Raw genomic sequence first — 24,539 nt, forward strand, 5'->3', positions numbered from 1 at the left:
TCCTTATTAACGTAATTTTTGGCGCCAGGCGTTAAGCACGTCTGTGCGGGTAATCAGGCCGAGGAAGCGCTCGCCGTCGAGCACCACCGCGACGTGGCCATGGTTGAAGGTGGCCTGCAATTCTTCGTAGCCGGCTTCTTTTTGCAGCGTATGGACCCGCTTGGTCATTGCGCTACTGGCCGGCAGGCTGAAGTGGGCGGCGTCGGCCTGGACGGCGTTCAGCAGATCCCACTCATCGATCAGGCCGACCACCCGATCGCCTTCCAGCACCGGCAGCTGCGAGATGTCGTACAGCCGCATGCGGGCGTGCACAATCGCCAACGTGTCGTCCGGCGCGGCAGAAACGGCCGCGCCTTCGTCGTGGCGGTAGGCGATCAGATCGCGCAGATCGCCGTGCTGCGGTTTGCTCAGCAGGCCCTGTTCCAGCATCCAGTGGTCGTTATACATTTTAGACAGGTATTTGTTGCCGCTGTCGCAGACAAAGGTCACTACCCGCTTGGGTTCGGTCTGTGCGCGGCAGTAACGCAGCGCGGCGGCCAGCAGGGTGCCGGTGGACGATCCCGCCAGCACGCCTTCCTTGCGCAGCAGATCGCGCGCGGTGGTGAAGGCTTCGGCGTCGCCGATGCGGTAAGCGTGGCGGACCTGGTCAAAGTCGCTGAGCGGCGGGACGAAGTCTTCACCGATGCCTTCCACCAGCCAACTGCCCGCTTCGCCGATGCGGCCGTTGTCGAGATAGTCCGCCAGTATTGAACCCGCAGGGTCGGCCAGCACGAATTCCGTCTGCGGCGAAACGTCGGCGAAATAGCGGCTCAGCCCGCCCAGCGTGCCGCCGGAGCCGACGCCAACCACGATAGCGTCCACGTCATGCTCCATTTGCCGCCACAGTTCGGGGGCGGTGGTGGTGGTATGGGCCGCCGGGTTGGCCGGGTTGTTGAACTGATCGATATAAAAGGCGCCGGGGATCTCCCCGGCGAGGCGTTTGGCGTAATCCTGATAGTAGGCCGGATGCCCCTTGCCGACGTCCGAGCGGGTCAGCTGCACTTCCACGCCCAGCGCGCGTAGGTGGAAGATCTTCTCGCGGCTCATCTTGTCCGGCACCACCAGCAGCAGCTTATAGCCTTTCAGCGCCGCCACCAGCGCCAGTCCCAGGCCGGTATTGCCGGCGGTGGCTTCGATGATGGTGCCGCCCGGCTGCAGCTTGCCGTCGCGCTCGGCCTGCTCGATCATCGACAGCGCCACGCGGTCTTTGATCGAACCGCCGGGGTTTTGATTCTCCAGTTTGACGAACAGCCGGCACGGGCCGGTATCGAACTGGGTCAGTTCCAGCATCGGGGTATTGCCAATCATCTCGATGACGGAATGGGGGATCGCCATGACTCATCTCCAGGATTATTCGGTATAAAAGTCGTTATATGGATGATAGCGCTGAGGATAAGCGCTTTAAAAAGAACAAATAACGGTTCTATATGCCATTATGGAATATATTAATCTTTTTTAGACGTATAGAAGCGCAGATGTTTAGCGGTGCAGATGCTTGGCCGTGTAGCCGTGGATGGATGCAAAAATGCGCGCCGCGATGTTTTTTTGAACGATAAGCGGGGGCCTGCGTACAGTTATGTAAAAATGCTGAAAATTCACGCTAAACCCTGCAAAAATAAGATAAATCACATAAACTCACAGCAAGGGCATTTTCGGTGCGTTGCGTTACCCGCTATGGGCGCCGCAGGGGGTTGCGGCCGGCACGCGCGCACCGGGCCACTCTCGCTGGTTGGCTTAAAACGTGAACATGTTTGAAAGTTAACGCTATTTCAATGGTTTGAATGGACACTCTGGCGACGTCATGATGAAAAAAAACTTATCCACTTCCCTGAAAAAACTGACCTTCAGCGTAGGCATCCTGTTGCTGGCCGCCCCGGCCGTGCACGCGGCCGAGCCGCCGGCGCCGCCGCAGGTAGACGCCAAGGCCTACATTCTGATGGATTACAACAGCGGCAAGGTGCTGACCGAAGGCAATGCCGACACCCGTCTCGATCCCGCCAGCCTAACCAAGATCATGTCCAGCTACGTGATCGGCCAGGCGATCAAGGCCGGCAAGATCAAGCCGGAAGACCTGGTCACCGTCGGCAAAGACGCCTGGGCTCCCGGTAACCCGGCGCTGCGCGGTTCTTCGCTGATGTTCATCAAGCCGGGCGATCAGGTGCCGGTACTGGAGCTGAATAAGGGCATCGTGATCCAGTCGGGCAACGACGCCAGCATCGCGCTGGCGGACTACGTGGCGGGCAGCCAGGATTCGTTCGTCGGCCTGATGAACAACTACGCCAAATCCCTGGGGCTGCAGAATACCCACTTCCTGACGGTGCACGGTCTGGATGCGGAAGGGCAGTACAGCACGGCGCGCGACATGGCGCTGCTGAGCCAGGCGCTGATCCGCGACGTGCCGGACGAATACGCGCTGCATAAAGAAAAAGAGTTCACCTTTAACAAGATCCGCCAGATTAACCGCAACCGCCTGCTGTGGAGCAGCAACCTGAACGTCGACGGCATCAAAACCGGTTACACCAGCGGCGCCGGCCATAACCTGGTGGCGTCGGCCACCGACGGCCCGATGCGTCTGATCTCGGTGGTGCTGGGCGCGCCGAGCGATCGCGTGCGCTTTAGCGAAAGCGAAAAGCTGCTGACCTGGGGATTCCGCTTCTATGAAACCGCGACGCCGATCAAGGCCGATAAGCCGTTCGTCACCCAGAAAGTGTGGTTCGGCGACGTCAGCGAAGTGCCGCTCGGCGTAGCGAAAGACGCCTCGGTCACCATTCCGAAAGGGCAGATGAAAAACCTGAAGGCCAGCTACAAGCTGACCCAGCCGACGCTGGAAGCACCGCTGGCGAAAAACCAGGTGGTCGGCACCATCGATTTCCAGCTGGACGGCAAGACCATCGAACAGCACCCGTTGGTGGTGATGCAAGAGGTGAAAGAGGGCAACTTCTTCAGCCGCATCTGGGATATGGTGATGATGAAGCTGAGCCAGTGGTTCGGCGGGATCTTCGGCTAAATACCCTGATGTGAGGCGCGCGCCCCGGGCGCAAGATTCTCGACCAAGCCGCAACGGAGACGTTGCGGCTTTTTTTTCGCGAGTTCCTGGGTCGCGGTGATTAAAAGTAGTCCACCAGCATGGTGGCGCCGCTGGTGAAATCGCCTTCCGCGAGGGTGACGGCGCTGTTTTTCACCGGCACTGCATCAAGCGTCGGCGGATTGGCGTAATCGATGTTCAGCGGCGTATTGATGGCGAAGGCCTTACCGTTGGCCAACAGCTTGATGCCCAATCCATTGACGCTGCTGGTTAACACGCTGCCGTCGAAGGCCGCCGCGCCGCCCATGATCTTCATTTTCAGCTGGCGGCTGTTATCCAGAAACTCGCATTTGATGCTGTAATCGATGCGTTGCATATAGCGATTGCCGTCGATGCGCTTGATGCCGACCTTGCCGAAGTCGATATCGATGGTGCGCCCGTCATTGATCACGCAAGGCGGAGGCGCCACCACGGTGGCGGTGATGTTGACCTTGGTGCCCTGGTCGGCGGCCTGGGTGGTGGCGCTGATCAGGCTCAGCGACCACAGCAGAGCGCAGCGTGTTTTTTTCGTCATGTTCATTCTGGCTCCCGTTTCAAGGTGCGCTGAAGATCAGCGTGGCCGAGCCTGACAGCGGGCCGGTGGCGATGCTGGTGTAAGGCACATTGTTCTTCACCGGCACAAAGGTTACGGTGTCGTTGCCCAGCCCGTTGACGATGCGCGTTCTGAAGGCATTGTTGGGCTTTACCACCGCTCCGTTGTACACCATGGCCACGCCGACGTTAGGGTTGCTGGTTTTGATAAAATCGCTGGAGAAGCCACTGGCGTCGCTGACCATGCGGATCAGAATATCCTGCGTCGCGCTCTGGTCGTCGCATTGGTAGCTGAGCGCCTTGTCCTGTTTGATTTGGGCGTCGCTGGCGCTTTGAGTCAGAAAGTCCTGGCGGATCTGGCCAAAGTCGACATTGATTTGCTGGCCGTTGTTGATGGTGCAACTGGTGGTGACGAAGTAGGCGTCGTTGTCGGCGATCAGGCGCCAGCGATAAACGCCGCACTGCGGGCAACCCGGCTGATCGTTGGTCTGAATAAAGTTTATTTGGCCGATGACGTCGCCCTTGTTCACCTTGATGTCCGGCGTTGGGAAACGGTTCAACACGATATAGACCCGGATGGCGACCGACTGGGTCTGTAACCCGGTAAGGCTGAGTACGCTGATACCTGATGGCACCGGAGAGTTGTAATCGCTGCCGTTGATGGTGGTACCGCTGCCGATGGTGCCAAAAATCGCACTGTTCATCGACAGCGCCGGGCTGTCGGTTTTGAGATAGTCATACCAGCTCGCGACGTCGTTTTTACAGGTGACCTGGCTGACGTTGACGATTTCGTTTTTGCCATAAGAAAGCTGTGGCCCGATGCGTACCCGGACGTCAACCGGCGTGGTCGAGCCCCCGGGTGGAATCAGTCCGCCATCGGACGTGCGGCAGGTAAATGCGTTGGCATTGCCAAGCAGCATGAAGAAAGATAATGCCAGGCAGCAACGTAAAAATAGCAGGGCTGTTTTTCTCACGATAATATCCCAATATATATAAATAGTGTGCGGCATTACTCCGCAATGAAATATCGCCAATCAGGCCGGTTGGCCATATTTATTCCGTTAAAGGGGAGTGAGGGCATCTCTGTTGGGGATGCCGTCGTTATCACCGTTCAGCAACGCGGTGGGATACCACCTCAACGAGTTGTTGATAGAGCCGTCCGTCACAATCACTTTTTGCCGGGCGACAAGATCCAACAACAGCCGCCGAGCCCGGTAAACACCGACGTTGACGGCATTGGCCAGTTGCCGCGTCGATAGCCATTGCTGCGGCGGCGGCAGACCGGCGACGGGGCACTTGCGGGGTGACTGCGCAAATAATGTTTGCAGCAGATCGTGCTGCAATTGCCGTATTTCCTTTTGTTTCGGAGATAACGCTTCCATAGCACTTCCTCTGTATTCCGATTGCCGTATTCCTAAGAAAAAACAAACTTTCGCTGCCTACCAACAACGAGGTAAAACGCGAACAAAGAAAAATCCTATCTATTTATCAGGATTGAAAAAAAAGGCGTTGCCCGCCCCGTTTTTACCTATACCAAGGCAGGGGTGGCGTCACGCTGAAACCTAAAATTTTGGTTTATTATATTCACAAAGTGCCACTTTGCGATCTGATTACTTGGGAATCACAGAAAAACAGGATATTGCTCTATAAAAGCATCTTTTACGATCTATGAGCCTAAAAATAACAGTAAATTAACTTCAATTAGGAAATAAATTGCGAATGTTCGCCTTGATCAAAAAAAGCCTTTTTTTGCTTGGAGGCATTTGCCAGAATATTCATCGCCGAACAAGAAGGGCGGATTAGAAAGTATTGGTCTCTGCTTGTTGTGATTTTGTTTATTTTTATATGACGAATTCATTAATGGGTGGGCCGCTGCGAACTTGCCGTAATCGACATGTTTATTGTCGGTGCCTTTGGGTTTTGGCAGTTAACCAACCAGCAAGATGCTAAAGAATCAGGGCTGCGCATATATAAGCGCGAGCGGGTTTCCTGTTGCTCTTTTTCTTGATTGGAATATGCATTTTTTCTTATAAGGAATATAGGTTCTATGAAACTTAACAAAATCATGATGGCTGCAGTGATTGCATTTGGCGCAAGTTCTTTTGCACAGGCAGCCGATCAGGGACACGGTAAGGTCACCTTCACGGGCTCTATTATTGATGCGCCATGCTCTATTGCACCCGAGTCGATCGATCAGACCGTAGATCTGGGCCAGGTTTCCAACGTGGCGTTGAAAAACGGCGGCAAATCCAACCCGCGTCCGTTTGAAATCAAACTGGAGCAGTGTGATATCACCACGCTGAAAACCGTTAAAACCACCTTCAGCGGCGTAGCGTCGTCCACCGACAAGGATCTGTTGGGTATCGCGGGTACCGCCAGCGGCGCCGGCGTAGCCATCTCTTACAATGGTCAGCCGATCAAACTGGGTGAAGCGACTACCGCGCAGACCCTGAACACCGGCAACAACACTCTGCATTTCGCCGCCTACCTGCAGGGTGAAGGCGCTTCCGCCGCCATCGTTCCGGGCGATTTCACTGCCGTAGCCGATTTCACCCTGGCTTATCAGTAAGTGAGTCCGAAGGCTTAATCAACCAGGCATGGGGTTCGCCGCATGCCTGGTGAATCTCCCTGTCAAAGGAATGTCGCGATGTTTTTACCAAGGAATCGAGCGGGTGCCGTTCTTTTGGCGTCGTTGGCGTTTGCGCCCGGCTATGCAATTTCCGCCGCGCAGGGGTGGGGCAAAGTCAACATGCACGGCGCCATTATCGACACCGCCTGCGCCATTGCTGCCGGCAGCCGCGATCAGACGATCGATATGGACACTATTCCTCTCGGACAGATCATTCGTGACGGCCAGGGGATGACCAAACCTTTCAGTATCGAATTGGTCAATTGCATTTTGGAACGGCCGGAAAACAAGCCTGACTGGAAATTCTTTCAGGTCACGTTTGATGGTTATGCGGAAGGTGCTCTGTTTGGCGTACAGGGCGATGCGCGCGGCGTTGCCTTGGAGATAAAAGACAGCAGCGGCACGGCGGTTATTCCAGGGAAACCTTTGCCGATGGAGGGAATAATACCGGGAAACCGAGTGCTGAATTATTCCATGACGTTGATGCCGAATCACCAGCCGTTGAAGGTGGGAGCGTATTTTTCCACAGTGCGTTTTAAGCTGGATTATTTTTGATTTTTTCTCGTACTGACGGTTAATTCGTTATTGAAAGGACTTTATTATGCTTTCACCGGCAGGGAAGTTATTTCGTCTTCAGGCCTTGGGGCTTTGCGTTGCCCTTTCTCTGGGAAATCCAATCGCGTTGGTCTATGCCGCCGACGTGATTCAATTCAATACCGACGTATTGGACATCAACGATCGTAAAAATATCGATCTGAGCCAATTTACGCGCAGCGGCTACATCATGCCGGGCGTTTATACCATGGTGGTGCACGTCAATAAGAACGATCTGCCGGAACAGCCGGTAACGTTTATGGCGCCCGAGAACGATCCAAAAGGCAGCGAAGCCTGTCTTTCGCCGGAATTGGTCAACCAACTGGGGCTGAAAGAAAAACTGTTAAGCACGCTGAATTGGACGCACGGCGGCCGTTGCCTTGACGCTTCCAGTCTGGCGGGGATGGAAGCCCGCGGCGATCTTGCCAGCTCCTCACTGTATCTGAACATTCCTCAGGCCTATCTGGAATACAGCTCGGAAAACTGGGACCCGCCTTCGCGCTGGGATGACGGTATTCCCGGGCTGCTGTTTGACTATAACGTCAACGCCCAAACGCAAAAGCATCAGAAAGGCGGCAGCAGTTACAGCCTGAGCGGCAACGGTACCGGTGGCGCCAACCTGGGCGCCTGGCGTCTGCGCGCCGACTGGCAGGCCAACCTCAACCATCAGACCGGTTCTTCTCAGTCGACCGATAAACAGTTCGACTGGAGCCGCTATTACGCCTACCGGGCGATCCCGGCGCTGCGTTCGCGGCTGACGATGGGTGAGGATTACCTGAACTCCGACATTTTCGACAGCCTGCGCTTTACCGGCGTCAGTCTGCGATCCGACGACAGCATGTTGCCGCCCAACCTGCGCGGCTATGCGCCGGAAGTGACCGGCGTGGCGAAAACCAACGCCAAGGTGGTGGTCAGCCAGCAGGGGCGCGTGCTGTATGAAACGCAGGTAGCGGCGGGGCCGTTCCGCATTCAGGACATCAACGATGCGGTTTCCGGCGAGCTGGACGTGCGCGTCGAAGAGCAAGACGGCAGCGTGCAGGAGTTCAAGATGAACACCGCCAACATTCCTTATCTGACGCGGCCGGGTACGGTGCGTTACAAGCTGGCGACGGGCAAACCGTCAGAGTGGGGGCACCATCTGCGCGGGCCGATGTTCGGCACCGGCGAGTTCTCCTGGGGGATCAGCAACGGCTGGTCGCTGTACGGCGGGGGCATCGCCGGCGGCGATTACAACGCGCTGTCGCTGGGGATCGGGCGCGATCTGATGGCGCTGGGGGCGCTGTCGTTCGATGCCACGCAGTCGCGTGCGCGTTTGCCGCAGGATGGCACGCTGACCGGCGGTTCGTACCGGCTGAGCTATTCGAAGAACTTCGATGAATACGACAGCCAGGTCACCTTTGCCGGTTACCGCTTCTCCCAGGAAGATTTCATGAGCATGGGGGACTACCTGGATGCGCGTTACGAAGGGGGGCGCAGCGGCAAGAGCAAGGAGATGTACACCATCACCTTCAACAAGCAGTTCCGCGAACTGGGGCTGAGCACCTATCTCAACTACAGCCACCAAACCTACTGGGATCGGGCGCCGAACGATCGTTACAACCTGATGGTATCGCGCTACTTCGACATCGGCGATTTCAAGAACGTCAGCGTGTCGCTGTCGGCCTATCGCAACCGTTATAACGAGCGCAACGACGACGGGATGTATCTGTCGCTGTCGCTGCCCTGGGGCAGTGCAGGCACGCTCAGTTACAACATGACGCTCGATCGCGAAGAGAACGCTCACCGGGTCGGGTACTACAACCGGGTCGATGAACACAACAACTATCAGATCAGCGCCGGCGCCGCACGCAGCGGAGCGACGGCCAGCGGTTATTACAGCCATCAGGGCGACATGGCGCAGATCAACGCCAACGCCAGCTACCAGGCCGGCCGCTACAGCGCCGTCGGCATCGGTGCGCAGGGCGGCCTGACGATGGCGGCGGAAGGGGCGGTGCTGCACCGCGTCAACACGCCGGGCGGGACGCGCTTGCTGCTCGATACCGAAGGCGTCGCCGGTGTGCCGGTGCGCGGCTACGGCAGTACGGTGCTGACCAACCGTTACGGCAAGGCGGTGGTGGCGGATGTAAACAGCTACTACCGCAACAAGGCCAGCATCGATCTCAACAGCCTGAGCGACAACGTCGAGGCGACGCGTTCCGTGGTGCAGGCCACGTTGACCGAGGGGGCCATCGGCTACCGCAAGTTTGAAGTGATTGCCGGTGAGAAGGCGATGGCGATCGTCAAGCTGGCGGACGGCAGCGAGCCGCCGTTTGGCGCCACGGTGCTGAATGCCCGCAAACAGGAGACCGGCATCATCAATGACGGCGGCAGCGTTTACCTGTCCGGCCTTAACCCCGGCGAGCGCATGAGCGTGCACTGGAACGGCGCGGCGCAGTGTGAAATCCAGCTGCCGTCGCCGCTGCCGGCCGAAATGTTGATGAATACGTTGCTGCTGCCTTGCCGTCCTCTTGCCGGCAACAAGCCGGCGGCTGACGCCAACTGACATACACCCGGCGGAGCCCGCTCCGCCGCTAAACCGCCGGGGCGGGCTCGTCCGCTTCCGGCCGACTGGAACCGTGAAGACATGATGAATCTGACTATGACCAGAAAGACCGTTTTCCTTGTGGGCCCGCTCGCCGCCGCGTTGACGATCGGCGCGGTCAGCCTGCCCGCTCATGCGGCCATCGCGCTGGATCGCACGCGCGTGATTTTCGACGGCGACCTGAAAACGGTCAGTCTTAACATCAGTAACCAGAACAAACAGTTGCCGTATCTGGCACAGGGATGGATCGAAGACGATCGCGGCAACAAGATCCAAAGCCCTTTCACCGTGCTGCCGCCGGTGCAGCGGGTGGAACCGGGCAAACCGAGCCAGGTGAAGATCCAGTCGCTGCCGGCGGCGCGTCAGCTGCCGCAGGATCGGGAGACGCTGTATTACTTCAACCTGCGCGAGATCCCGCCGCGCAGCAATAAGCCGAACACGCTGCAGATAGCGCTGCAGACGCGCATCAAAATGTTTTATCGCCCGGCGGCGCTCGCCCCGAAGAAGAACGCGGCGCCGTGGCAGGAGCAGCTGACGCTGACCCGGCAGGGCGACAAGTACGTGGTGAACAACCCGACCCCGTATTACGTGACGATCGTTGAGGCGAGCGCCGGTAAGGGCGGGAAAGGGGCGGCGGGCTTCGAACCGTTGATGGTGGCGCCGAAGGCCAGCGCCCCGCTGAACGTCTCCGCCGCGAGCCTCGGCAACGGTCCGTCGCTGGCATACATCAACGATTACGGTGGGCGGCCGCAGTTGAACTTCCGCTGCGCCGGCAATGCCTGCCAGGTCGTGCCGGTCGCCAAATGACGAGCCGCGCGCAGGCAGGGAAGACAGAGTGAACACAGCGGAGTGAACGAATCATGCAACGAAAGATCCCCATGCTGTTGGGAAAGGCCTATGAACGTCATCAGCGACGCACTATCGGCCTGACGGTGTTGGCCGCGCTGATGGTACCGCTGACGGCGGGCACGATGCTGATGCTGATGCCGCCGGCCCGCGCGGTGGACAACTGGGACGTGGAGGGGGCGAACGGCACGCTCCACGTCTACGGCGCGTTGACGGAAAGCGCCTGCAGTCTGGAAATGACCACCGCTCGTCAGGAGGTGTGGCTGGGGGAGACAGGAACGGCGCACTTCCAGCGCCCGGGCGATCGCGGCACGCCGGTGGCGTTTGAGCTGACGCTGAAAGACTGTCTGCGGGCACCGGCGAGCAACCGCGACGCCTGGACCGGGGTTCTGGCCTGGAGCGGCAGCCAGCCCGCGGTGTCCGTGGCGTTTGCCGCGCCGGCGGATAACGACGCGCCGGGTTTGGTCAGGGTGGCAGGCGTCACTGGCTTGGGGCTGCAGTTGGCGGATGCCAGCGGCCTGCCGGTGCGCCTCGGCGCGCGTAACAAACCGATCTTGCTGACGCCGGGGCAAAACACCCTGACGTATACGGTGACGCCGGTGCGAACCCCGGCGACGCTGAGCGCCGGCGCCTACCGTGCGGCGATCGATTTCCGCCTTTATTACGACTAATACGCCGCTTGCGTCGGACCGGCGCAAGCACAACCAAAGGGAGTGGCGACATGCGCGCGACAGAGACGAACCGGCGCCGGAGCGCGCTGTTGGGGGCAGGCATGGTCATGGCGGCCGGCATGATGGCGCCGCCGGCGACTGCGGCGGAAAACATGCGCTTTCACGGTACGCTGGTAGCCGAGCCGTGCGTCATTCAGCCGGGAGATGAGGATATCCAACTGGATTTCGGCACCATCGTCGACAAATACCTGTATCTGAACACCCGTACCCATAGCCAAAGCTTCGCGTTGCACCTGACCGAGTGCGATCTCAGCCTGGGCAATACGGTGGCCATCACGTTTACCGGCACCGAGGACGCTAAGCTGCCCGGCCTGTTGGCGCTGGATGCCGGCAGCCTGGCCTCGGGGATCGGCATCGGGCTGGAGGACAGCACCGGCAAGGCGCTGCCGCTCAATCGCGCCAGCGATAAATTCCGCCTGAATGCCGGTAACACCACGCTCACGCTGCAGGCCTATGTGCAGGGGGAGCCGGAGGCCATCCAAACGAAGTCCATCGGCCGCGGCACCTTCAGCGCGGTGGCCACTTTTACGTTGGAATATGAATAAGCGTCTACAAGGACAAAAAACGCAATGATGATAAAGCCCCTCAATCGCGCCCTGCGCATGGGTCTGCTGTGCCTGTTGGCGTTGAGCGCCGCCGCCTGTCAAAACCAAAAGTCGGGCAAGCCGGCTGTGAACACCAAAAATCAGGCTGTGCAAGCTCCGTCAGAAGAGGCTTTGCGCAAGCAGCGTGAGGCTGAGCAGCTGCAGCAGTGCCAGGAGCAACTGGGTGCATTGCACACGATCGACGAGAAACAATATCAGCGCTATAAACAGGCCTTCGACAGCCTGATGAGCGGCGCTTCGCAGTACGCCAACTTGCGCGCACGGGTAAACGGCGACACGCAGGAGACGGTGGATGCGCTGTATCGCTACAAGGTCAACTATCTGTGCGCCGGGGTGAATCAGGCGGTGTTGACCGGCTTGGCGGATCGCGGGGAGCAGGTTAAATGAGGCTGCGCCTGCTGGGCTGTGCGGCTCTGCTGTTCACCGGCGTCGCGCAGGCGGACGACGGCGTGCCGGCGCTGCTGCAGTTTGCCGAGCAGTATCAACGGCAGAACACCGGGCCGGCGAGCGAAAACGCGGCGCCCGCCGACCGCGGGGCGGGGCAAAAAAAGCGTGAGCCGGCAAAGCGTCCGTCGGATACCCACCAGCCTGGTTCCCCGGCCAAAGCTTTTACGCTGAGCCAGGAATTATTGGCGCGTGACCAACAGCTGGCGCGCCAGCGAATGGAACTGACGGTGTTGCGCCAGGAACTCGCCGCGCTGCGGGCGGAGAAAGCGGCACCACCCGTCGCGACGTTGCCCGATTCGTCAACGCTGCAGCAGTGGATCGCCGGGCTGGGCGCCGCCTGGCGCGGCTCGCCCGATGCGCAGCGCGCCGAGGCGCTGCTGCGGCAGGCGACGCAGGAAACCGCCAAAACCAAAGCGACGGCGATGCAGGCCGAACGGCGCGTCACCGAGCTGGAGTCCGCTGCGCAGGCATCGGCACAGACGCTTGCACAACGCCAGCGCGAGCACCAGGAGGAACTGCACACTCTGCGTACCGCGCTGGAGGCGAGTGAGCAGAAGCGGGCCGATGAGCAGAAAGTGACCCAGCAGGCGCGCGAAGCGCTGTTGGCGCTGCATAAGCGGCTGCAATGGGAGGTGACGCCGGAGCAGTTGAAGGATGAACGCAAGCGTTTGTCCTATGCGGCGGGCAGTGCGCTGGGGCGGGATATTCAGGGGGTAGTGACGGAGCGTCAAAGCTGGGGCGTACCGGTGGACCGCGACAGCCTGTTGGCGGGCGTCATCGATAGCGTGTCGGGGCGTTTGCAGCTGCCGCCGGATGAACTGAATACGCTGACGGCGCAGGCGGATGCCGCCGCCATGGCCGCGCGTGAGAAACGCGTTAACGAACAGCGGCGGCGTGATGAAGATTATCTGGCGCAGTTCAGTCAACAAAAGGGCGTAAAGCAGTCGGCGATGGGCTTTTGGTATCGGGTGGATTACGCCGGGGAGGGCGTGCTGGTGCCAACGGCGGTGGTCGATGTGGTCGTGAAGGAGAAATTGACCGACGGCACGGTGATCCAGGATATGGAGCTGAGCGGCAAGGTGCTGTCGCAACCGCTGTCCGAGTATCCGCCGCTGTTCAGGGAGGCGATAAGCCATCTGCATAACCACGGTTCGCTGACGATGGTCGTGCCGCCGGCGCTGGCCTACGGCGAAACCGGCTACCCGCCGAAAGTGCCACCTAACGCCACCATGATTTATGAATTACGCATCGACAACAGTCAGGCTCCGACAAAGGGGGCCCAGGCGGTTAAACGGGAAGCCGGAACGGCGGGAGGGCAGGGATGAACACCATGATAAAAATCGCGCTATTTGATGAAAACCGTTACTTCAGCGCCGGTTGGCAGGAGGCCCTGGCGCTGCATTTCAGCACTTACGGCAAGCGCACGCTGTTACTGGATACGCAGCAGGTTCACGAAGCCGATCTGGTGTTCTGCTATTTTCCTCCTGGCGTGCAAAGCTGCTTTTGTCACTTCTTTGAGGCGCAGGCCGCAGGGCGCAAAACGCTGTATTTCTCGTTGCGAACGCCGGAGGGGCGGCATAAACGCACCGTCGGCACCCGATGCTCGCTGGAGGCCGGCGTCATTTACCACGATACGCCGCTGGTATCGGCATTGTATCAGGTGAGCGCCGAACTGGAGCGGCGCAGCAAATGGCCGGGTAGGCCGGGTTGTGGCATGAACTGCGTATGTCAGCACCGAGGCCTGACGCTGCGGGAACAGGAGATCATGCGCTGCATGACGCGGGAGATGGGGGTGACGCAAATTGCGCGGATGCTGGACATCAGCGTGAAAACCGTCAGCAATCACAAGATGAGCGTTATGCGCAAGATGGGATTCCGGCGTAATGCCGAACTTTACGGTTGGCTGCGGCACAGCGCCCGTCCCGGCGCCGTGGGGGCTCGAGCCGGCATTCAGCCGGGCGTTGCGGCAGGGAAAGAGCGGCATTGAAACGGCGCCGGCCAGATCGGAACGGCCGGCGCCTTTAGTGATTCGCCGTGGCGGTCAATTGCAGGCCACGACCTTGATCGCCAGCCCGCCCTGGGAGGTTTCGCGGTATTTGGCGTTCATGTCTTTGCCGGTTTCGTACATGGTTTCGATCACCTTATCCAGACAAACTCGCGGTTCGCTGGTGCGGCGCATCGCCATGCGCGCGGCGTTGACCGCCTTGACGGCGGAAATGGCGTTGCGTTCGATGCAGGGCACCTGAACCTGGCCGGCGAGCGGATCGCAGGTCAGCCCCAAATGGTGCTCCATGGCGATCTCCGCCGCGATGCACACCTGCGCCGGGCTGCCGCCCAGCAGCTCGGTCAACCCGGCCGCCGCCATCGAGCAGGCTACGCCCACTTCCCCCTGACAACCCACTTCGGCGCCGGAGATCGAGGCGTTCATCTTGTACAGCGCGCCAATCACCCCGGACGCCAGGAAGTAGCGGGTGTAGGAATTGGCGTTTACCGGACGGATGAACTTGTCGTAGTAAGCCAGCACCGCAGGGATGATGCCGCAGGCGCCGTTGGTCGGCGCGGTGACCACGCGGCCACCGGCGGCGTTCTCTTCGTTGACCGCCAGTGCGAACATGTTGATCCAATCGACCACGTTCATCGGGTCGATATTGTTCTTGTCGCCGGTCACCAGAATGCGGCGCAGCGCGGCGGCGCGGCGCGGCACTTTCATCGGGCCGGGCAGCAAGCCTTCGGTGTTGATGCCGCGTTCGATACCGGCGCTCATCACCTGCCAGACGTCGGCGAAGTGCGCGTCGATATCCGCCTTGCTGCGCAGCGCCAGCTCGTTCTGCATCACCAGGCCGGACAACGACAGCCCGGTGTCTTTGCAATGCTGCTGCAGATCGTGCGCCGATTTGAACGGGTAGGGCACCGGCGTGGCACCCTCGGCGGACTGGCCGAAGTGCTCTTCGTCAACGATGAAACCGCCACCGATCGAGTAATAGGTTTTGCTGTGCAGCAGGCGTTCACCGGCGAAGGCGCGGATGCGCATGCCGTTTTCGTGCAGCGGCAGGTTGTCGCTGTGGAAGTTCATGCCGCCGTGCAGCGGGAAATCCACCTCGTGATGGCCGTTGGCCAGCGGCAGGCGGCCGCGCTGTTCGACGTCGCGGATAAAGCCCGGAATGCTGTCGATGTCCACGTCGTGCGGCAGGTTGCCGGCCAGGCCCATGATGATGGCGATATCGGTGTGGTGGCCTTTACCGGTCAACGACAGCGAACCGTACACGTCGACCACCACGCGGGTAGTGTCCTGCAACTGCTGGTGGGCGATCAGATCGTCGACGAACTGTTTGCCGGCTTTCATCGGGCCAACGGTGTGGGAACTGGATGGGCCGATGCCAATTTTGAAAATATCGAAAACGCTGACCATGGTCTCGCCTCCTTCTTCAGGTTTCAGGCGGTGAATACGGGAAATGGGGGAGTGCGGGAGGGCCGGCGCGCAGCGGCGCCGGCCGGACGTGATTAGCCGAGCAGGCTGAACACGATTGCAGAGATGGCGATCAGACCCATCACAACCACGAACACGTTGCTGATGTGGCCGCTGTACTTGCGCATGGCAGGCACTTTACGGATGGCATACATCGGCATCAGGAACAGCAGCATGGCGATGATTGGGCCGCCCAGGGTTTCGATCATGCCCAGGATGCTTGGGTTCAGGGTGGCGACGATCCAGGTGGTCACCAGCATGAAGATTGCGGTCATGCGGTTCAGCTTGGCGGTGCTGACGGTTTTGCCGCGGCTCTTCATCGACTTGGCAACCAGGCCGTTGAAGCCTTCACGGGCGCCCAGGTAGTGGCCCAGGAACGATTTGGTGATGGCGACGAAGGCGATAACCGGCGCGATGTACGCGATCATCGGGTTGTTAAAGTGGTTAGCCAGGTAAGACAGAATCGAGATGTTCTGCGCCTTGGCTTCCGCCAGGTTTTCCGGCGTCAGGCTCAGCACGCAGCTGAACACGAAGAACATCACGGTCAGCACCATCATGATGTGTGCATAAGCCAGAATGCGGGAGCATTTTTTCTCGGCGTCTGCGCCGTACTCTTCGCGTTTGGCGACGGCGAAGGCGGAGATGATCGGCGAGTGGTTGAAGGAGAACACCATTACCGGGATCGCCAGCCACAGGGTCATGATCAGGCCGTGGCCCATGCCGGTACCGCTGCCGGACAGCGACACGTTTTCGAAGATGGCGCCGGTCCAGTTAGGGATCAGATACACCGCCAGCAGCATCAGCACCGCGACAAACGGGAAGACCAGGATGCTCATGGTTTTCACGATGGCCTGCTCGCCGAAGCGCACGATGGTCATCAGGCCGACGATCAGGATCAGCGACAGGATGGCGCGCGGTGGCGATGTCATGCCCAACTGGTGGGTGATGAAGCTGTCGACGGTGTTGGTGATCGCCACGCTGTAAACCAGCAGAATCGGGTAGATGGCGAAGAAGTACAGCAGGGTAATCAGCTTACCGGCGGTGATGCCGAAGTGCTCTTCTACCACGGCGGTGATGTCTTCACCGGGATTTTTGCCGGACAGAACGAAACGGCACAGGCCGCGGTGGGCAAAGAAGGTCATCGGGAAAGCGATGATGGCCATGATGATCAGAGGAATCAAACCGCCGATACCGGCGTTGATTGGCAAGAACAGGACGCCTGCGCCGATGGCGGTGCCGTACAGGCCCAACATCCACATGGTATCCGTTTTACGCCAGGTACTGCTGGAGCCCGAGGCCGCAGAGGCAATTGTGCCGGTCTGTGTAGTGTCCATAAATATCTCCGAAGTGAACACGAATTTAAAATTAAAAGGCAAAACTTAAGGTTAAACCGTCAAACGTCCTATTCAGGCAACGCTTGCGGTAAGAATCAGGTGTTGCTTGCGGGGATGTTTTGGCGTCCCCCTGGTTGTTTATTGCGTTCATTACCAAGGCACAGCGCCGGGTAATTCACTAAAGACTTTTCACCGTCACGGGTGATAAAAGTCGTTACCGCTGCCGACAGGTCTTTGCCTATCGATTTTTGTTGGCGGCAAGATAACGATTTACAGTAGAAACAACCGTGATCCTGCTCTCAAATGCGCAATATGTGCAGTTATCGGCTTTTTTATCGATTTTTCGCGCATTTGTTGCACATTTGTGTAAGATTTTGTGCTGAGAACGCTCTCATAAAGATTTCTGCGATTATGCGGTTTGTACAATAATTAGCCGGATAAAGCGCTGTGCTCAGCAGCAAGCCGAGCAATATATTTTATGCGTGGTTTTGGATCTAGCGAAAAACCCGGATTAAGCAGTTTTAGTGACGTAGATCACATTGTATTTTTAAGTAAAATTCAATTCATATATTTGTTTTTAATGGTTTTTTGTTAAAAATCACCGCTAATAACGAAGGGAAATTACTTACGTGGTTAGCGGATAAAAATGCGTAACCATTCATCATATAAATAACAGATAACTAACAGGTATTGGCGAGATTTGCTGCAATCGCTTAAACCGCCGTTTATTTAAACATCCCGGCCTTTGGCGCGATTTATCATATAAAAGCCATAAATAGTCGTTAATTCACGCAGCCGACAGCCGGTTTAGCCTGCGAGAAAATAATCACTCGGGTGATCTGTTGCATTTTATTAACCTGATGTTGCGTGCGGATAAGCGAAAAACGCGAATCGATTGCGCATTATTTGTTCATTTTCGGGCGGGAAAAGAAGGGGATTGCAACGGTGCGCCGTCGGTTTCGACGGCGCAGAAGGCGGACTAATAGCGGGTAGCGATGGCGTTGTCGTTGAAGAACGCCATGAAGTCGGCGTCCGGTTGGCGGTCGCTGATCACCCGATCGAACTGCGTCAGGGGGCCGATGCAGGCCGGTTTGGTTTTGCCGAACTTGCTGTGGTCTGCCACCAGGATCTTTTGCTGCGCCATCGCCATGGCGCGATGCTTCATCTCCAGCTCGTCGAAGTTGAAGCAGGTGGCGCCGTGCTGCAGGCTGAGGCCGGCGGCGGAGATAAAGGCGATGTTCGGGCAGATGTGATCGAGCTCGTTACGGCCGCTGACGCTGGAAAAGATGTAGTTGTTCGGCTTGAACTCACCGCCGCACAGGACCACCTTGCAGTTAGGTTTGTCTTGCAGCGCCAGGAAGGTGTTCAGCGAATGACAGACGGCGGTGAAGGTCAGCTCGTCGGCGATGGCGTCGATGATCGCCGGGGTAGTGGTGCCGCAGTCGAAAAACACCGTGTCGTTTTCATTGATCAACGGGGCCGCCAGCAGGCCGATACGCCGTTTCTCCGTCACCTGCTTGGCTTTTTGATCGGAAACGAAGTAGTTGGTCACGCCGTTGCTGCGCGGATCGGTCACCACATAGCCGCCGAGCAGCACCACCGCCGCCGGTTCGGCGCTCAGATCGCGGCGAATGGTCATCTCCGAGACCCCCAGCAGCACGGCGGCTTCTTTCAGGTGGATCTTGTCAGCGCGTTTTAACGCCTGAACTAGCCGGTTGATACGTTCTTCGCGCCGCGTTTCCATAGGTCCGTCTTCCCACAGGTAGTAGAGGTAAAAGGGCGTGCCGGCGTGTCCGGCGCTAAACACAACAATGCGGGGCAATATCGGGCCGCCTTGGCCGCCCGTATTGTCCCGCATCGGAGTGTATTGGCTGTGCCCGTCAGGGCATGCCGACGATCAGTAGCTGCCCGCCGCCGGCTGGGCGCCGGAAACGATGGCGACGCCGGAGCTGGTGCCGATACGCGTGGCGCCGGCGTTGATCATCTTCTCGGCGGTGGCGCGATCGCGCACGGCGCCGGAAGCTTTCACGCCCATTTCGCTGCCCACGGTCTCGCGCATCAGTTTGACGTGCTCTTCCCGAGCGCCGCCGGTGCTGAAGCCGGTGGAGGTTTTCACGAAGGCCACATCGAGTTCGCGACACATTTCACAAACCTGGACGATCTGCGCATCGCTGAGCAGGCAGGTTTCCAATATTACCTTCAACGGGATCGCCGCGCAAACCTCGCGCACGGCGGCGATGTCGGCTTTCACTTCGTCCAACAGGCCGCTTTTCAACCAGCCGACGTTGATCACCATATCGATCTCTTGTGCGCCGGCGGCGATTGCCGCTTTGGCTTCAAAGGCTTTGGCGACGGTCAGGCCGGCACCCAGCGGGAAACCGATCACCGAGCAGACTTTTACGGTGCTTTCTTGCAGCAGCTGGGCTGCCAGCGGCACGTAGCCGGAGTTGACGCATACCGCATAGAAGTTGTGCTGCTGCGCTTCTTCGCACAGTTTGGCGATCTGCAGTTCGGTGGCGTCCATCGCCAGCAGGGTGTGGTCAACATAGCTGGCGTAATCGATGGTTTCGGTGGTCATCGCGATTCCTTAGTGAGGTTAAGACAGTAAGCGGGATGGGTAATGTGAAAATAATAACATTCAGATGCCGATAAACCTAGTGATGTTTAAAAAATGTCGATCCGATCGTCGCTATCAGGCTGTTATAGGTATAACTTAAAGGCGTTTCATTTGTTATTTAAATAACATTTAAGGGCTCGCGGCCTGCGCGGGCGCAACGTCGAGGGAAAAAAGATGAAGATCAACATCGATCTGGCTCCTGAAGCTTTCGGGGCGCATCGGCAGGAACTGTTCCGTAATGCGGATTTCGCGGTGAGCACGCATCGCTGCACAGAACGCGGGCCGATGCTGACGTTGGCGAATCATCGTGGCGCACTGACGGTTTTACCGTATCAGGGCCTCGCGATCTGGGACGCCGAGTTTGACGGTTATTCGCTGAAGTCGGGCCGCCGCAGCGTAAAGGGTGCCGGAAGAAAGCGCGCTGACGATGCCGCGTTCTGCCCTGCCTGGCCGAATCAGGACGGTGAGCCGCTGCAGATGCAACGCGTGTGGCTCCAACTGGCGGGCGATGAGCTGACGTTGCACGGCGAGGGGGAGCGGGCGGGTGGGCGTTGGCGCATCGGCCCGGCGCTGCGTCTGGCGGCGCAGAGCGCGCAGTTCGCCATTGAAATGACGGTCACCAACCTGGACGAGCGGCCGCAGCCGCTGCGCTATGTGTGTCGCCTCAACTACGGCTGCATTCCCGACGCGGTATTCCGTCAGAACCTGCCGGCGCCGGCGCTGTTGGGGGATGCGCTCGGGCAGGAACTGCTGTGCTCCGACGATCTGTCGCGCTATGTGGATCAGGCCGAGTTCTTTATGCTGGCGCCGCAAGGCCGACGCTATGTGACGCGCTTCGCTACCGGGCAATTCAACTATGGCCTGCGGCGCATCGCCGTTCAGGGCAACCGGCGGCTGCTGGCTTTTATCCAGCCGGCGAACTGTCGCCCGAATGCGCTGGAGGAAGAGGCGGGAATGATGCTGGGGGCGGGAAAAACGCGGGCGTTTTGCGTGACCACCGGCGTGGTGTGAAATAACGGGGCGGTAACGCCCCGGTCATGTTGTGCAGTTACTCTTTCACCCAGCCACGGCGAATGGCGAAGGCGAACAGGAAACGATACAGGCGCGACAGCTTGTCGGCGATGACATCGCCGAACAGATTCCACACCAGCTGGGCGAACAGACAGCCGACCAGGCCGAGCAGGAAACCGCCGACCATATCCAGCGGCCAGTGCACGCCGAGGTAAACGCGTGACCAGGCGATGCCGACGGCGACGATCATCAGCAGCACGCCGGACCAGACCCGGTGCCAGAACAGAAACGCCAGCGCAAAGGTAAAGATGGCGGTGCCGTGATCGCTCGGGAACGAGCTGTCCGGCGCATGTGCCAGGAAGGTATAGCCAACGCCGGCGACGAACGGGCGCTCATGCGGCAGCAGCGCGCCGATGGTGGCGGCGGCGAGCATGGCGAACAGCAGAGCGATAGTGGTTTTCGCCACCACCTGGCGCTGCGAAACCAGCTGGCTTTGCGGCCCCCACAGCCACAGGCCGACGATCAGCAGCGGCACGATGATGATCAGATCGCGCGCCAAAAAGGTGGCGAAATCGATCATCCACTCGGGAGACGCCGGGGTCGCATTGATCCAGGCGAAAAGAAAATGGTTCAACTGTTCCATAACCGTTACCTCGTCTTGCGGCGCCAATAGCCGCTAACCGTCCAATAAATAGCCAACTGGCTTAACCAAACCCACCAACCCGCCCACAGGTTATGGGTAAGAAAATGGGCGCCGCGCATGATCTGGCCAAAGCCCATCAGCATACCGAGCGCAATGCCGCCGCACCAGCACCACCAGGCCAGGCGCGGACGCTGCGGATAAAACAGGAAAAACAACGCCATGACCGCGAAACCGCTTGAGGCGTGCCCGCCGGGGAAGCAGCGGCCGGGGCCCGGCAGCGGCGGTACCGCGCCGAACAGCGGGAAGGACATCGCCTTGCCGCCGTACTCGATCAGATCCCACGGGCAGGAGTGCGCGCTGGTGGCCTTGAGAATGCCCACCACCAACGGGCCGATCCCGATCAACAGCATGGTCACGATCAGGCGCGCGCTGCGGCGATAGATGCCCCAAAACAGCGTCAGCACCGCCCCGACGATCACTATTTGCTTCAGCAGGCGGTGGTTGATCAGATCCAGCCAATAATTGTTTTGCCACGGGAAATGCCCGCTGGCGGGATCGTACCAAAAGTTGCTGATCGCCCAGTCCAGCTGTTCGTTGCGGGAGAGCCACAGGAACAGCAGGCCGCTGATCAGCAGGCCAAAAACCTGCCAACGGTAAAAGGATGCCGGCAGGGAGTAAAGGGCGGTTGTCTTAATTTGCGGTGCCGTTGAGGATTGATTTAATGACGATTCTGGATTCACGCGCAGGCTCGGTGGCAGGATTGAATAACGCCACTGTAATAATTCTGTCTTAAGAAAACCTTAGTCCACCGGTAAGAAAACCCTATCCGAGGCCACCGCCTTCGGCTAAGGTAATCGTTTGCTTTTTTTCGGGATGAGAATGTGGTGATGCAGAATAAAGCGCGTGTCTTACTGTTGGCGGCTGCCGGTGCGGCCTTTTCTCCGCTGAGCTTTGGCCAACCTGCGGCCGCCGGGCCGATCGTGGTGCAGGGCGCCATGCCGGTGGAGGCGGAACGTTTTGCCCAGCGGTTGGAAAACCCGCGCGAGGAGCAGATCGGCGGCTGGCGCTTTTGGCACGGCACCGTAGACGGCTACCCGGTGGTGGTGTCGGAGACGCTGAAGGGCATGTCCAACGCCGCGGCGGCCACGGCGATCGCCGCCACGCAGTTTCACCCGGTGGCGATCATCAACCAGGGTACCGCCGGCGGCCATGATCCGGCACTGAAAGTATATGACATCGTGTTGGGCAAATATTCGGTCAATCTCGGGGCGTTCAAAACGCCGGCCAAGGCGTTGGGGGAAGGCAGCGACTCGCGGCAGTGGCAGCCGATGGATCTGTTGGCTTCCAAAGGCAGCGCCGGCGAGGACAAAAAGGCGCACAGCCTGCGTCAGTTTCCCGCCGACCCCAACCTGCTGGCGATTGCGCAAAGCGTTAAGGGCGATTACCGACAGGGCAAGGTCGTGGAAGGGGTGATCGGCTCGGCCGACGTATGGAACAGCGAGCTGGATCGCATTCGCTATTTCCACGACAGCTACCTGACGTCGGTCGAAGAGATGGAGACCGCCTCCGCCGCGCAGATCGCCGCCGAGTTCAAGGTGCCGTTCGTCGGCATTCGCGTGTTGTCCAACAACATCACCAATCAGGGCAAGTACGATCCGCAAACCGGGCTGGCATGCCAGGATTATGTCTATCAGGTGGTGAAGGCCTATGTTGCCAACCTGAAGAAACGCTGAGTCATTGCTCCGGTTAATCGGCGATATCAGGCGATTGTCACTATTGATCGCCTATTGTAAAGAAGATTAAACCTGTGGCGGGCTTGGCTGTAGTGTATTAGTTTATAGGCGGATTATTTGACAACGTGTAGGGATAAAACATGAACAAGGCATCCGTTGTATTTTCTGGCCTGCTGATGGCCGTTTCCGCCGGCGCCATGGCGGCGACCTCTGGCGATGATGCGGATATCAGCAAACAGCCGCTGGAAAAGATCGCGCCTTACCCGAAAGCCGAGAAGGGCATGAACCGCCAGGTGATCTACCTGCCGAAGCAAGAGCACGAAGAGAACTACAAGGTGGAACTGCTGATCGGCAAGACGCTGGAAGTGGACTGCAACCGCCACATGATTGGCGGCACGCTGGAGACCAAAACCCTCTCCGGCTGGGGCTATGACTACCTGGTGCTGGAGAAGCTGTCCGATCCGGCCTCCACGCTGATGGGCTGCCCGGACAACACCAAGACCAAGCAATTCATCGCCGCCAACCTGGGTGATGCCGCGATGCAGCGCTACAACAGCCGTCTGCCGATCGTGGTGTACGCGCCGAAAGACGCGGAAGTGAAATATCGCATCTGGAAAGCCGAAGATACCGTAAGCCAGGCCGAACAGAAGTAATCGCCGCCTGACGCCACTCCGCTTGCCGTGCGCGGCAGGCGGAGACTTTTCCCCGTTATGCTTTCCCTTCGCTCGCCAACACCGCCCGTTCGGTTTCTTCCCCCATGGCGATCAGCCAATCCAACACCGTTGAGAAGATCGCATCCTCCTGGCCGTCGGCCTGGGTCATCAGCACGTAATCCGTCCCGTCAGGCGCAAAGCCATATGGCGCCACCAGCGCGCCGTTGACGATATCATCCGCCACCAGCGCCAATGGGCCGATGCCGATACCGGCACCGGCGACCGCCGCCTGCAGGCTGAGATAGAAATGTTCGAAACGCAGCTCGTTGCCCGGCCGGATCTCGATGCCGCTGTGGGCACACCAGTCGCGCCAGGCATACGGGCGCGTCTCGGTGTGGAGCAGGGTACCGCGCAGTTCATGCCCCGCCGCGGCATGCTCCCGGCGGCATACCGGGCCGACCCGTTCTTTGAGGAACGGGCGGGCGACCACGTCGTCGGCGATCGGGAAATCGTTGCGGCGGATCGCCAGATCGATGCCTTCACGCGAGAAGGCGACGGCGCCGCCGGCGGAGACCAGCTGCAGATCGCGTTCTTTCCCCACCGCCTGCTGCAAACCGGCCAGACGCGGGATCAGCCAGCGGATCAGAAAGGTCGGCTCGCAGGAGATCACCAACGGGCGATTCTGATGATGCCGACAGGCGCGGTCGATCGCCGACTGCAGGTTGTCCAGCCCCCGGCCGATCTCGCTCGCCAGCTCTTGCGCCTGCGGCGTCGGGTGCACCATGCGGCTGGTGCGTTGAAACAGCGCGAATCCCAGGGTCTGCTCGAATTCGCGCACCGCGCGGCTGACGGCGCCGTCGGTGACGTTGAGAGATTTGGCGGCTTTCGACACGCTGCCGTACCGCACCGTAGCTTCGAAAGCCCGCAATACCGCCAGGTTAGGCAATCTTCGTTGACGCACTGCGCCCCCTTTTGATTGAGTTTTTGTCAATCA

Annotated in this window: 24 protein-coding genes; 13 read left to right on the plus strand and 11 right to left on the minus strand. The window is 59.1% G+C overall.

All coding sequences use genetic code 11. The annotated features are described in order from the left end of the window. Positions 1-6: 6 nt before the first annotated feature. A complete protein-coding gene (locus tag AWX27_RS09965) occupies positions 7-1,374 on the minus strand; it encodes a pyridoxal-phosphate dependent enzyme (RefSeq protein WP_060421572.1) in 1,368 nt (455 codons plus the stop codon). 466 nt (positions 1,375-1,840) lie between these two features. Between AWX27_RS09965 and AWX27_RS09970 the strand changes: the two genes are divergently transcribed. Continuing rightward, positions 1,841-3,046 (plus strand): serine hydrolase, encoded by a 1,206-nt coding sequence (locus AWX27_RS09970; protein WP_038881127.1) that lies wholly within the window; start codon positions 1,841-1,843, stop codon positions 3,044-3,046. 100 nt (positions 3,047-3,146) lie between these two features. On the opposite strand, the gene AWX27_RS09975 is transcribed toward AWX27_RS09970, so the two are convergent. The 3 genes from AWX27_RS09975 to AWX27_RS09985 form a co-directional block, all read right to left on the minus strand. After that, a complete protein-coding gene (locus tag AWX27_RS09975) occupies positions 3,147-3,638 on the minus strand; it encodes a fimbrial protein (protein ID WP_225528983.1) in 492 nt (163 codons plus the stop codon). Between the two features lie 19 nt (positions 3,639-3,657). Next, positions 3,658-4,575, minus strand: a complete 918-nt coding sequence (locus tag AWX27_RS09980) for a fimbrial protein (RefSeq protein ID WP_072265445.1) — start codon at positions 4,573-4,575, stop codon at positions 3,658-3,660. A gap of 141 nt (positions 4,576-4,716) precedes the next feature. Further along, entirely contained in the window at positions 4,717-5,037 is a 321-nt protein-coding gene (locus AWX27_RS09985) for a hypothetical protein (RefSeq protein WP_047728024.1), read from the minus strand. A gap of 665 nt (positions 5,038-5,702) precedes the next feature. Here AWX27_RS09985 and AWX27_RS09990 point away from each other — a divergent pair. From AWX27_RS09990 to AWX27_RS10030, 9 genes are all read left to right on the plus strand, one after another. After that, on the plus strand, positions 5,703-6,224 hold the full coding sequence (locus AWX27_RS09990) for a fimbrial protein (RefSeq protein ID WP_025302212.1): 522 nt from the start codon (positions 5,703-5,705) through the stop codon (positions 6,222-6,224). Positions 6,225-6,302: 78 nt separating this feature from the next. After that, the gene (locus AWX27_RS09995) at positions 6,303-6,839 is read left to right on the plus strand and encodes a fimbrial protein (RefSeq protein WP_060421578.1); all 537 of its coding nucleotides are present in this window, start codon (positions 6,303-6,305) and stop codon (positions 6,837-6,839) included. Positions 6,840-6,885: 46 nt separating this feature from the next. Then, the gene (locus AWX27_RS10000) at positions 6,886-9,420 is read left to right on the plus strand and encodes an outer membrane usher protein (RefSeq protein ID WP_072265443.1); all 2,535 of its coding nucleotides are present in this window, start codon (positions 6,886-6,888) and stop codon (positions 9,418-9,420) included. Between the two features lie 81 nt (positions 9,421-9,501). Beyond that, entirely contained in the window at positions 9,502-10,266 is a 765-nt protein-coding gene (locus AWX27_RS10005) for a fimbria/pilus periplasmic chaperone (protein WP_048321394.1), read from the plus strand. Between the two features lie 71 nt (positions 10,267-10,337). Further along, the gene (locus tag AWX27_RS10010; RefSeq protein WP_060421584.1) at positions 10,338-10,976 is read left to right on the plus strand and encodes a fimbrial protein; all 639 of its coding nucleotides are present in this window, start codon (positions 10,338-10,340) and stop codon (positions 10,974-10,976) included. A 50-nt stretch (positions 10,977-11,026) separates the two neighbouring features. Continuing rightward, positions 11,027-11,581, plus strand: a complete 555-nt coding sequence (locus AWX27_RS10015; RefSeq protein ID WP_060421587.1) for a fimbrial protein — start codon at positions 11,027-11,029, stop codon at positions 11,579-11,581. 24 nt (positions 11,582-11,605) lie between these two features. Next, positions 11,606-12,028, plus strand: coding sequence for a hypothetical protein (locus tag AWX27_RS10020; protein WP_060421591.1), 423 nt, complete (start codon positions 11,606-11,608; stop codon positions 12,026-12,028). Next, complete coding sequence (locus tag AWX27_RS10025) at positions 12,025-13,413, plus strand: FKBP-type peptidyl-prolyl cis-trans isomerase N-terminal domain-containing protein (RefSeq protein ID WP_060421594.1); 1,389 nt, start codon at positions 12,025-12,027, stop codon at positions 13,411-13,413. The genes AWX27_RS10020 and AWX27_RS10025 overlap by 4 nt, the downstream gene beginning before the upstream one ends. Further along, entirely contained in the window at positions 13,410-14,075 is a 666-nt protein-coding gene (locus AWX27_RS10030) for a response regulator transcription factor (RefSeq protein ID WP_060421597.1), read from the plus strand. Before AWX27_RS10025 ends, AWX27_RS10030 begins: the two co-directional genes overlap by 4 nt. Before the next feature lie 54 nt (positions 14,076-14,129). On the opposite strand, the gene AWX27_RS10035 is transcribed toward AWX27_RS10030, so the two are convergent. From AWX27_RS10035 to deoC, 4 genes are all read right to left on the minus strand, one after another. Then, a complete protein-coding gene (locus AWX27_RS10035) occupies positions 14,130-15,497 on the minus strand; it encodes an L-serine ammonia-lyase (protein WP_025302221.1) in 1,368 nt (455 codons plus the stop codon). Positions 15,498-15,589: 92 nt separating this feature from the next. Continuing rightward, positions 15,590-16,888 carry an HAAAP family serine/threonine permease gene (locus tag AWX27_RS10040; RefSeq protein ID WP_038881129.1) on the minus strand — a complete coding sequence of 433 codons (1,299 nt, stop codon included), beginning with the start codon at positions 16,886-16,888 and terminating at the stop codon, positions 15,590-15,592. A 979-nt stretch (positions 16,889-17,867) separates the two neighbouring features. Beyond that, positions 17,868-18,632: a DNA-binding transcriptional repressor DeoR gene (deoR, locus tag AWX27_RS10045; RefSeq protein WP_060421601.1), complete on the minus strand. Its 765-nt coding sequence runs from the start codon at positions 18,630-18,632 to the stop codon at positions 17,868-17,870. Positions 18,633-18,785: 153 nt separating this feature from the next. Continuing rightward, positions 18,786-19,466 carry a deoxyribose-phosphate aldolase gene (gene deoC, locus AWX27_RS10050; RefSeq protein WP_038881133.1) on the minus strand — a complete coding sequence of 227 codons (681 nt, stop codon included), beginning with the start codon at positions 19,464-19,466 and terminating at the stop codon, positions 18,786-18,788. Between the two features lie 213 nt (positions 19,467-19,679). Here deoC and AWX27_RS10055 point away from each other — a divergent pair, with 213 nt between their 5' ends. Continuing rightward, entirely contained in the window at positions 19,680-20,516 is an 837-nt protein-coding gene (locus AWX27_RS10055) for an aldose epimerase family protein (protein ID WP_060421606.1), read from the plus strand. A gap of 37 nt (positions 20,517-20,553) precedes the next feature. Here AWX27_RS10055 and ybjG read toward each other — a convergent pair whose 3' ends face one another. Further along, a complete protein-coding gene (ybjG, locus tag AWX27_RS10060; RefSeq protein WP_060421609.1) occupies positions 20,554-21,159 on the minus strand; it encodes an undecaprenyl-diphosphate phosphatase in 606 nt (201 codons plus the stop codon). 5 nt (positions 21,160-21,164) lie between these two features. Further along, complete coding sequence (locus tag AWX27_RS10065) at positions 21,165-21,899, minus strand: phosphatase PAP2 family protein (protein ID WP_060421613.1); 735 nt, start codon at positions 21,897-21,899, stop codon at positions 21,165-21,167. A 147-nt stretch (positions 21,900-22,046) separates the two neighbouring features. On the opposite strand from AWX27_RS10065, the gene AWX27_RS10070 reads away from it, so the two are divergent. Both AWX27_RS10070 and eco read left to right on the plus strand, forming a co-directional pair. Next, positions 22,047-22,892: a 5'-methylthioadenosine/S-adenosylhomocysteine nucleosidase gene (locus AWX27_RS10070; protein ID WP_060421618.1), complete on the plus strand. Its 846-nt coding sequence runs from the start codon at positions 22,047-22,049 to the stop codon at positions 22,890-22,892. A gap of 140 nt (positions 22,893-23,032) precedes the next feature. Then, positions 23,033-23,545, plus strand: a complete 513-nt coding sequence (eco, locus tag AWX27_RS10075; RefSeq protein ID WP_049202226.1) for a serine protease inhibitor ecotin — start codon at positions 23,033-23,035, stop codon at positions 23,543-23,545. A gap of 55 nt (positions 23,546-23,600) precedes the next feature. On the opposite strand, the gene AWX27_RS10080 is transcribed toward eco, so the two are convergent. Next, a complete protein-coding gene (locus AWX27_RS10080) occupies positions 23,601-24,506 on the minus strand; it encodes a LysR family transcriptional regulator (RefSeq protein ID WP_060421622.1) in 906 nt (301 codons plus the stop codon). Positions 24,507-24,539: the final 33 nt, after the last annotated feature.

This window comes from Serratia sp. 2880STDY5682894 (genome assembly GCF_001537385.1).
GTDB lineage: Bacteria > Pseudomonadota > Gammaproteobacteria > Enterobacterales > Enterobacteriaceae > Serratia > Serratia nevei.

Coding starts and splice junctions, on each gene's coding strand:
- AWX27_RS09965 (WP_060421572.1), bottom strand. CDS start 1,374: ATGGCGATCCCCCATTCCGTCATCGAGATGATTGGCAATACCCCGATG.
- AWX27_RS09970 (WP_038881127.1), top strand. CDS start 1,841: ATGATGAAAAAAAACTTATCCACTTCCCTGAAAAAACTGACCTTCAGC.
- AWX27_RS09975 (WP_225528983.1), bottom strand. CDS start 3,638: ATGACGAAAAAAACACGCTGCGCTCTGCTGTGGTCGCTGAGCCTGATC.
- AWX27_RS09980 (WP_072265445.1), bottom strand. CDS start 4,575: ATGCTGCTTGGCAATGCCAACGCATTTACCTGCCGCACGTCCGATGGC.
- AWX27_RS09985 (WP_047728024.1), bottom strand. CDS start 5,037: ATGGAAGCGTTATCTCCGAAACAAAAGGAAATACGGCAATTGCAGCAC.
- AWX27_RS09990 (WP_025302212.1), top strand. CDS start 5,703: ATGAAACTTAACAAAATCATGATGGCTGCAGTGATTGCATTTGGCGCA.
- AWX27_RS09995 (WP_060421578.1), top strand. CDS start 6,303: ATGTTTTTACCAAGGAATCGAGCGGGTGCCGTTCTTTTGGCGTCGTTG.
- AWX27_RS10000 (WP_072265443.1), top strand. CDS start 6,886: ATGCTTTCACCGGCAGGGAAGTTATTTCGTCTTCAGGCCTTGGGGCTT.
- AWX27_RS10005 (WP_048321394.1), top strand. CDS start 9,502: ATGATGAATCTGACTATGACCAGAAAGACCGTTTTCCTTGTGGGCCCG.
- AWX27_RS10010 (WP_060421584.1), top strand. CDS start 10,338: ATGCTGTTGGGAAAGGCCTATGAACGTCATCAGCGACGCACTATCGGC.
- AWX27_RS10015 (WP_060421587.1), top strand. CDS start 11,027: ATGCGCGCGACAGAGACGAACCGGCGCCGGAGCGCGCTGTTGGGGGCA.
- AWX27_RS10020 (WP_060421591.1), top strand. CDS start 11,606: ATGATGATAAAGCCCCTCAATCGCGCCCTGCGCATGGGTCTGCTGTGC.
- AWX27_RS10025 (WP_060421594.1), top strand. CDS start 12,025: ATGAGGCTGCGCCTGCTGGGCTGTGCGGCTCTGCTGTTCACCGGCGTC.
- AWX27_RS10030 (WP_060421597.1), top strand. CDS start 13,410: ATGAACACCATGATAAAAATCGCGCTATTTGATGAAAACCGTTACTTC.
- AWX27_RS10035 (WP_025302221.1), bottom strand. CDS start 15,497: ATGGTCAGCGTTTTCGATATTTTCAAAATTGGCATCGGCCCATCCAGT.
- AWX27_RS10040 (WP_038881129.1), bottom strand. CDS start 16,888: ATGGACACTACACAGACCGGCACAATTGCCTCTGCGGCCTCGGGCTCC.
- deoR (WP_060421601.1), bottom strand. CDS start 18,632: ATGGAAACGCGGCGCGAAGAACGTATCAACCGGCTAGTTCAGGCGTTA.
- deoC (WP_038881133.1), bottom strand. CDS start 19,466: ATGACCACCGAAACCATCGATTACGCCAGCTATGTTGACCACACCCTG.
- AWX27_RS10055 (WP_060421606.1), top strand. CDS start 19,680: ATGAAGATCAACATCGATCTGGCTCCTGAAGCTTTCGGGGCGCATCGG.
- ybjG (WP_060421609.1), bottom strand. CDS start 21,159: ATGGAACAGTTGAACCATTTTCTTTTCGCCTGGATCAATGCGACCCCG.
- AWX27_RS10070 (WP_060421618.1), top strand. CDS start 22,047: ATGCAGAATAAAGCGCGTGTCTTACTGTTGGCGGCTGCCGGTGCGGCC.
- eco (WP_049202226.1), top strand. CDS start 23,033: ATGAACAAGGCATCCGTTGTATTTTCTGGCCTGCTGATGGCCGTTTCC.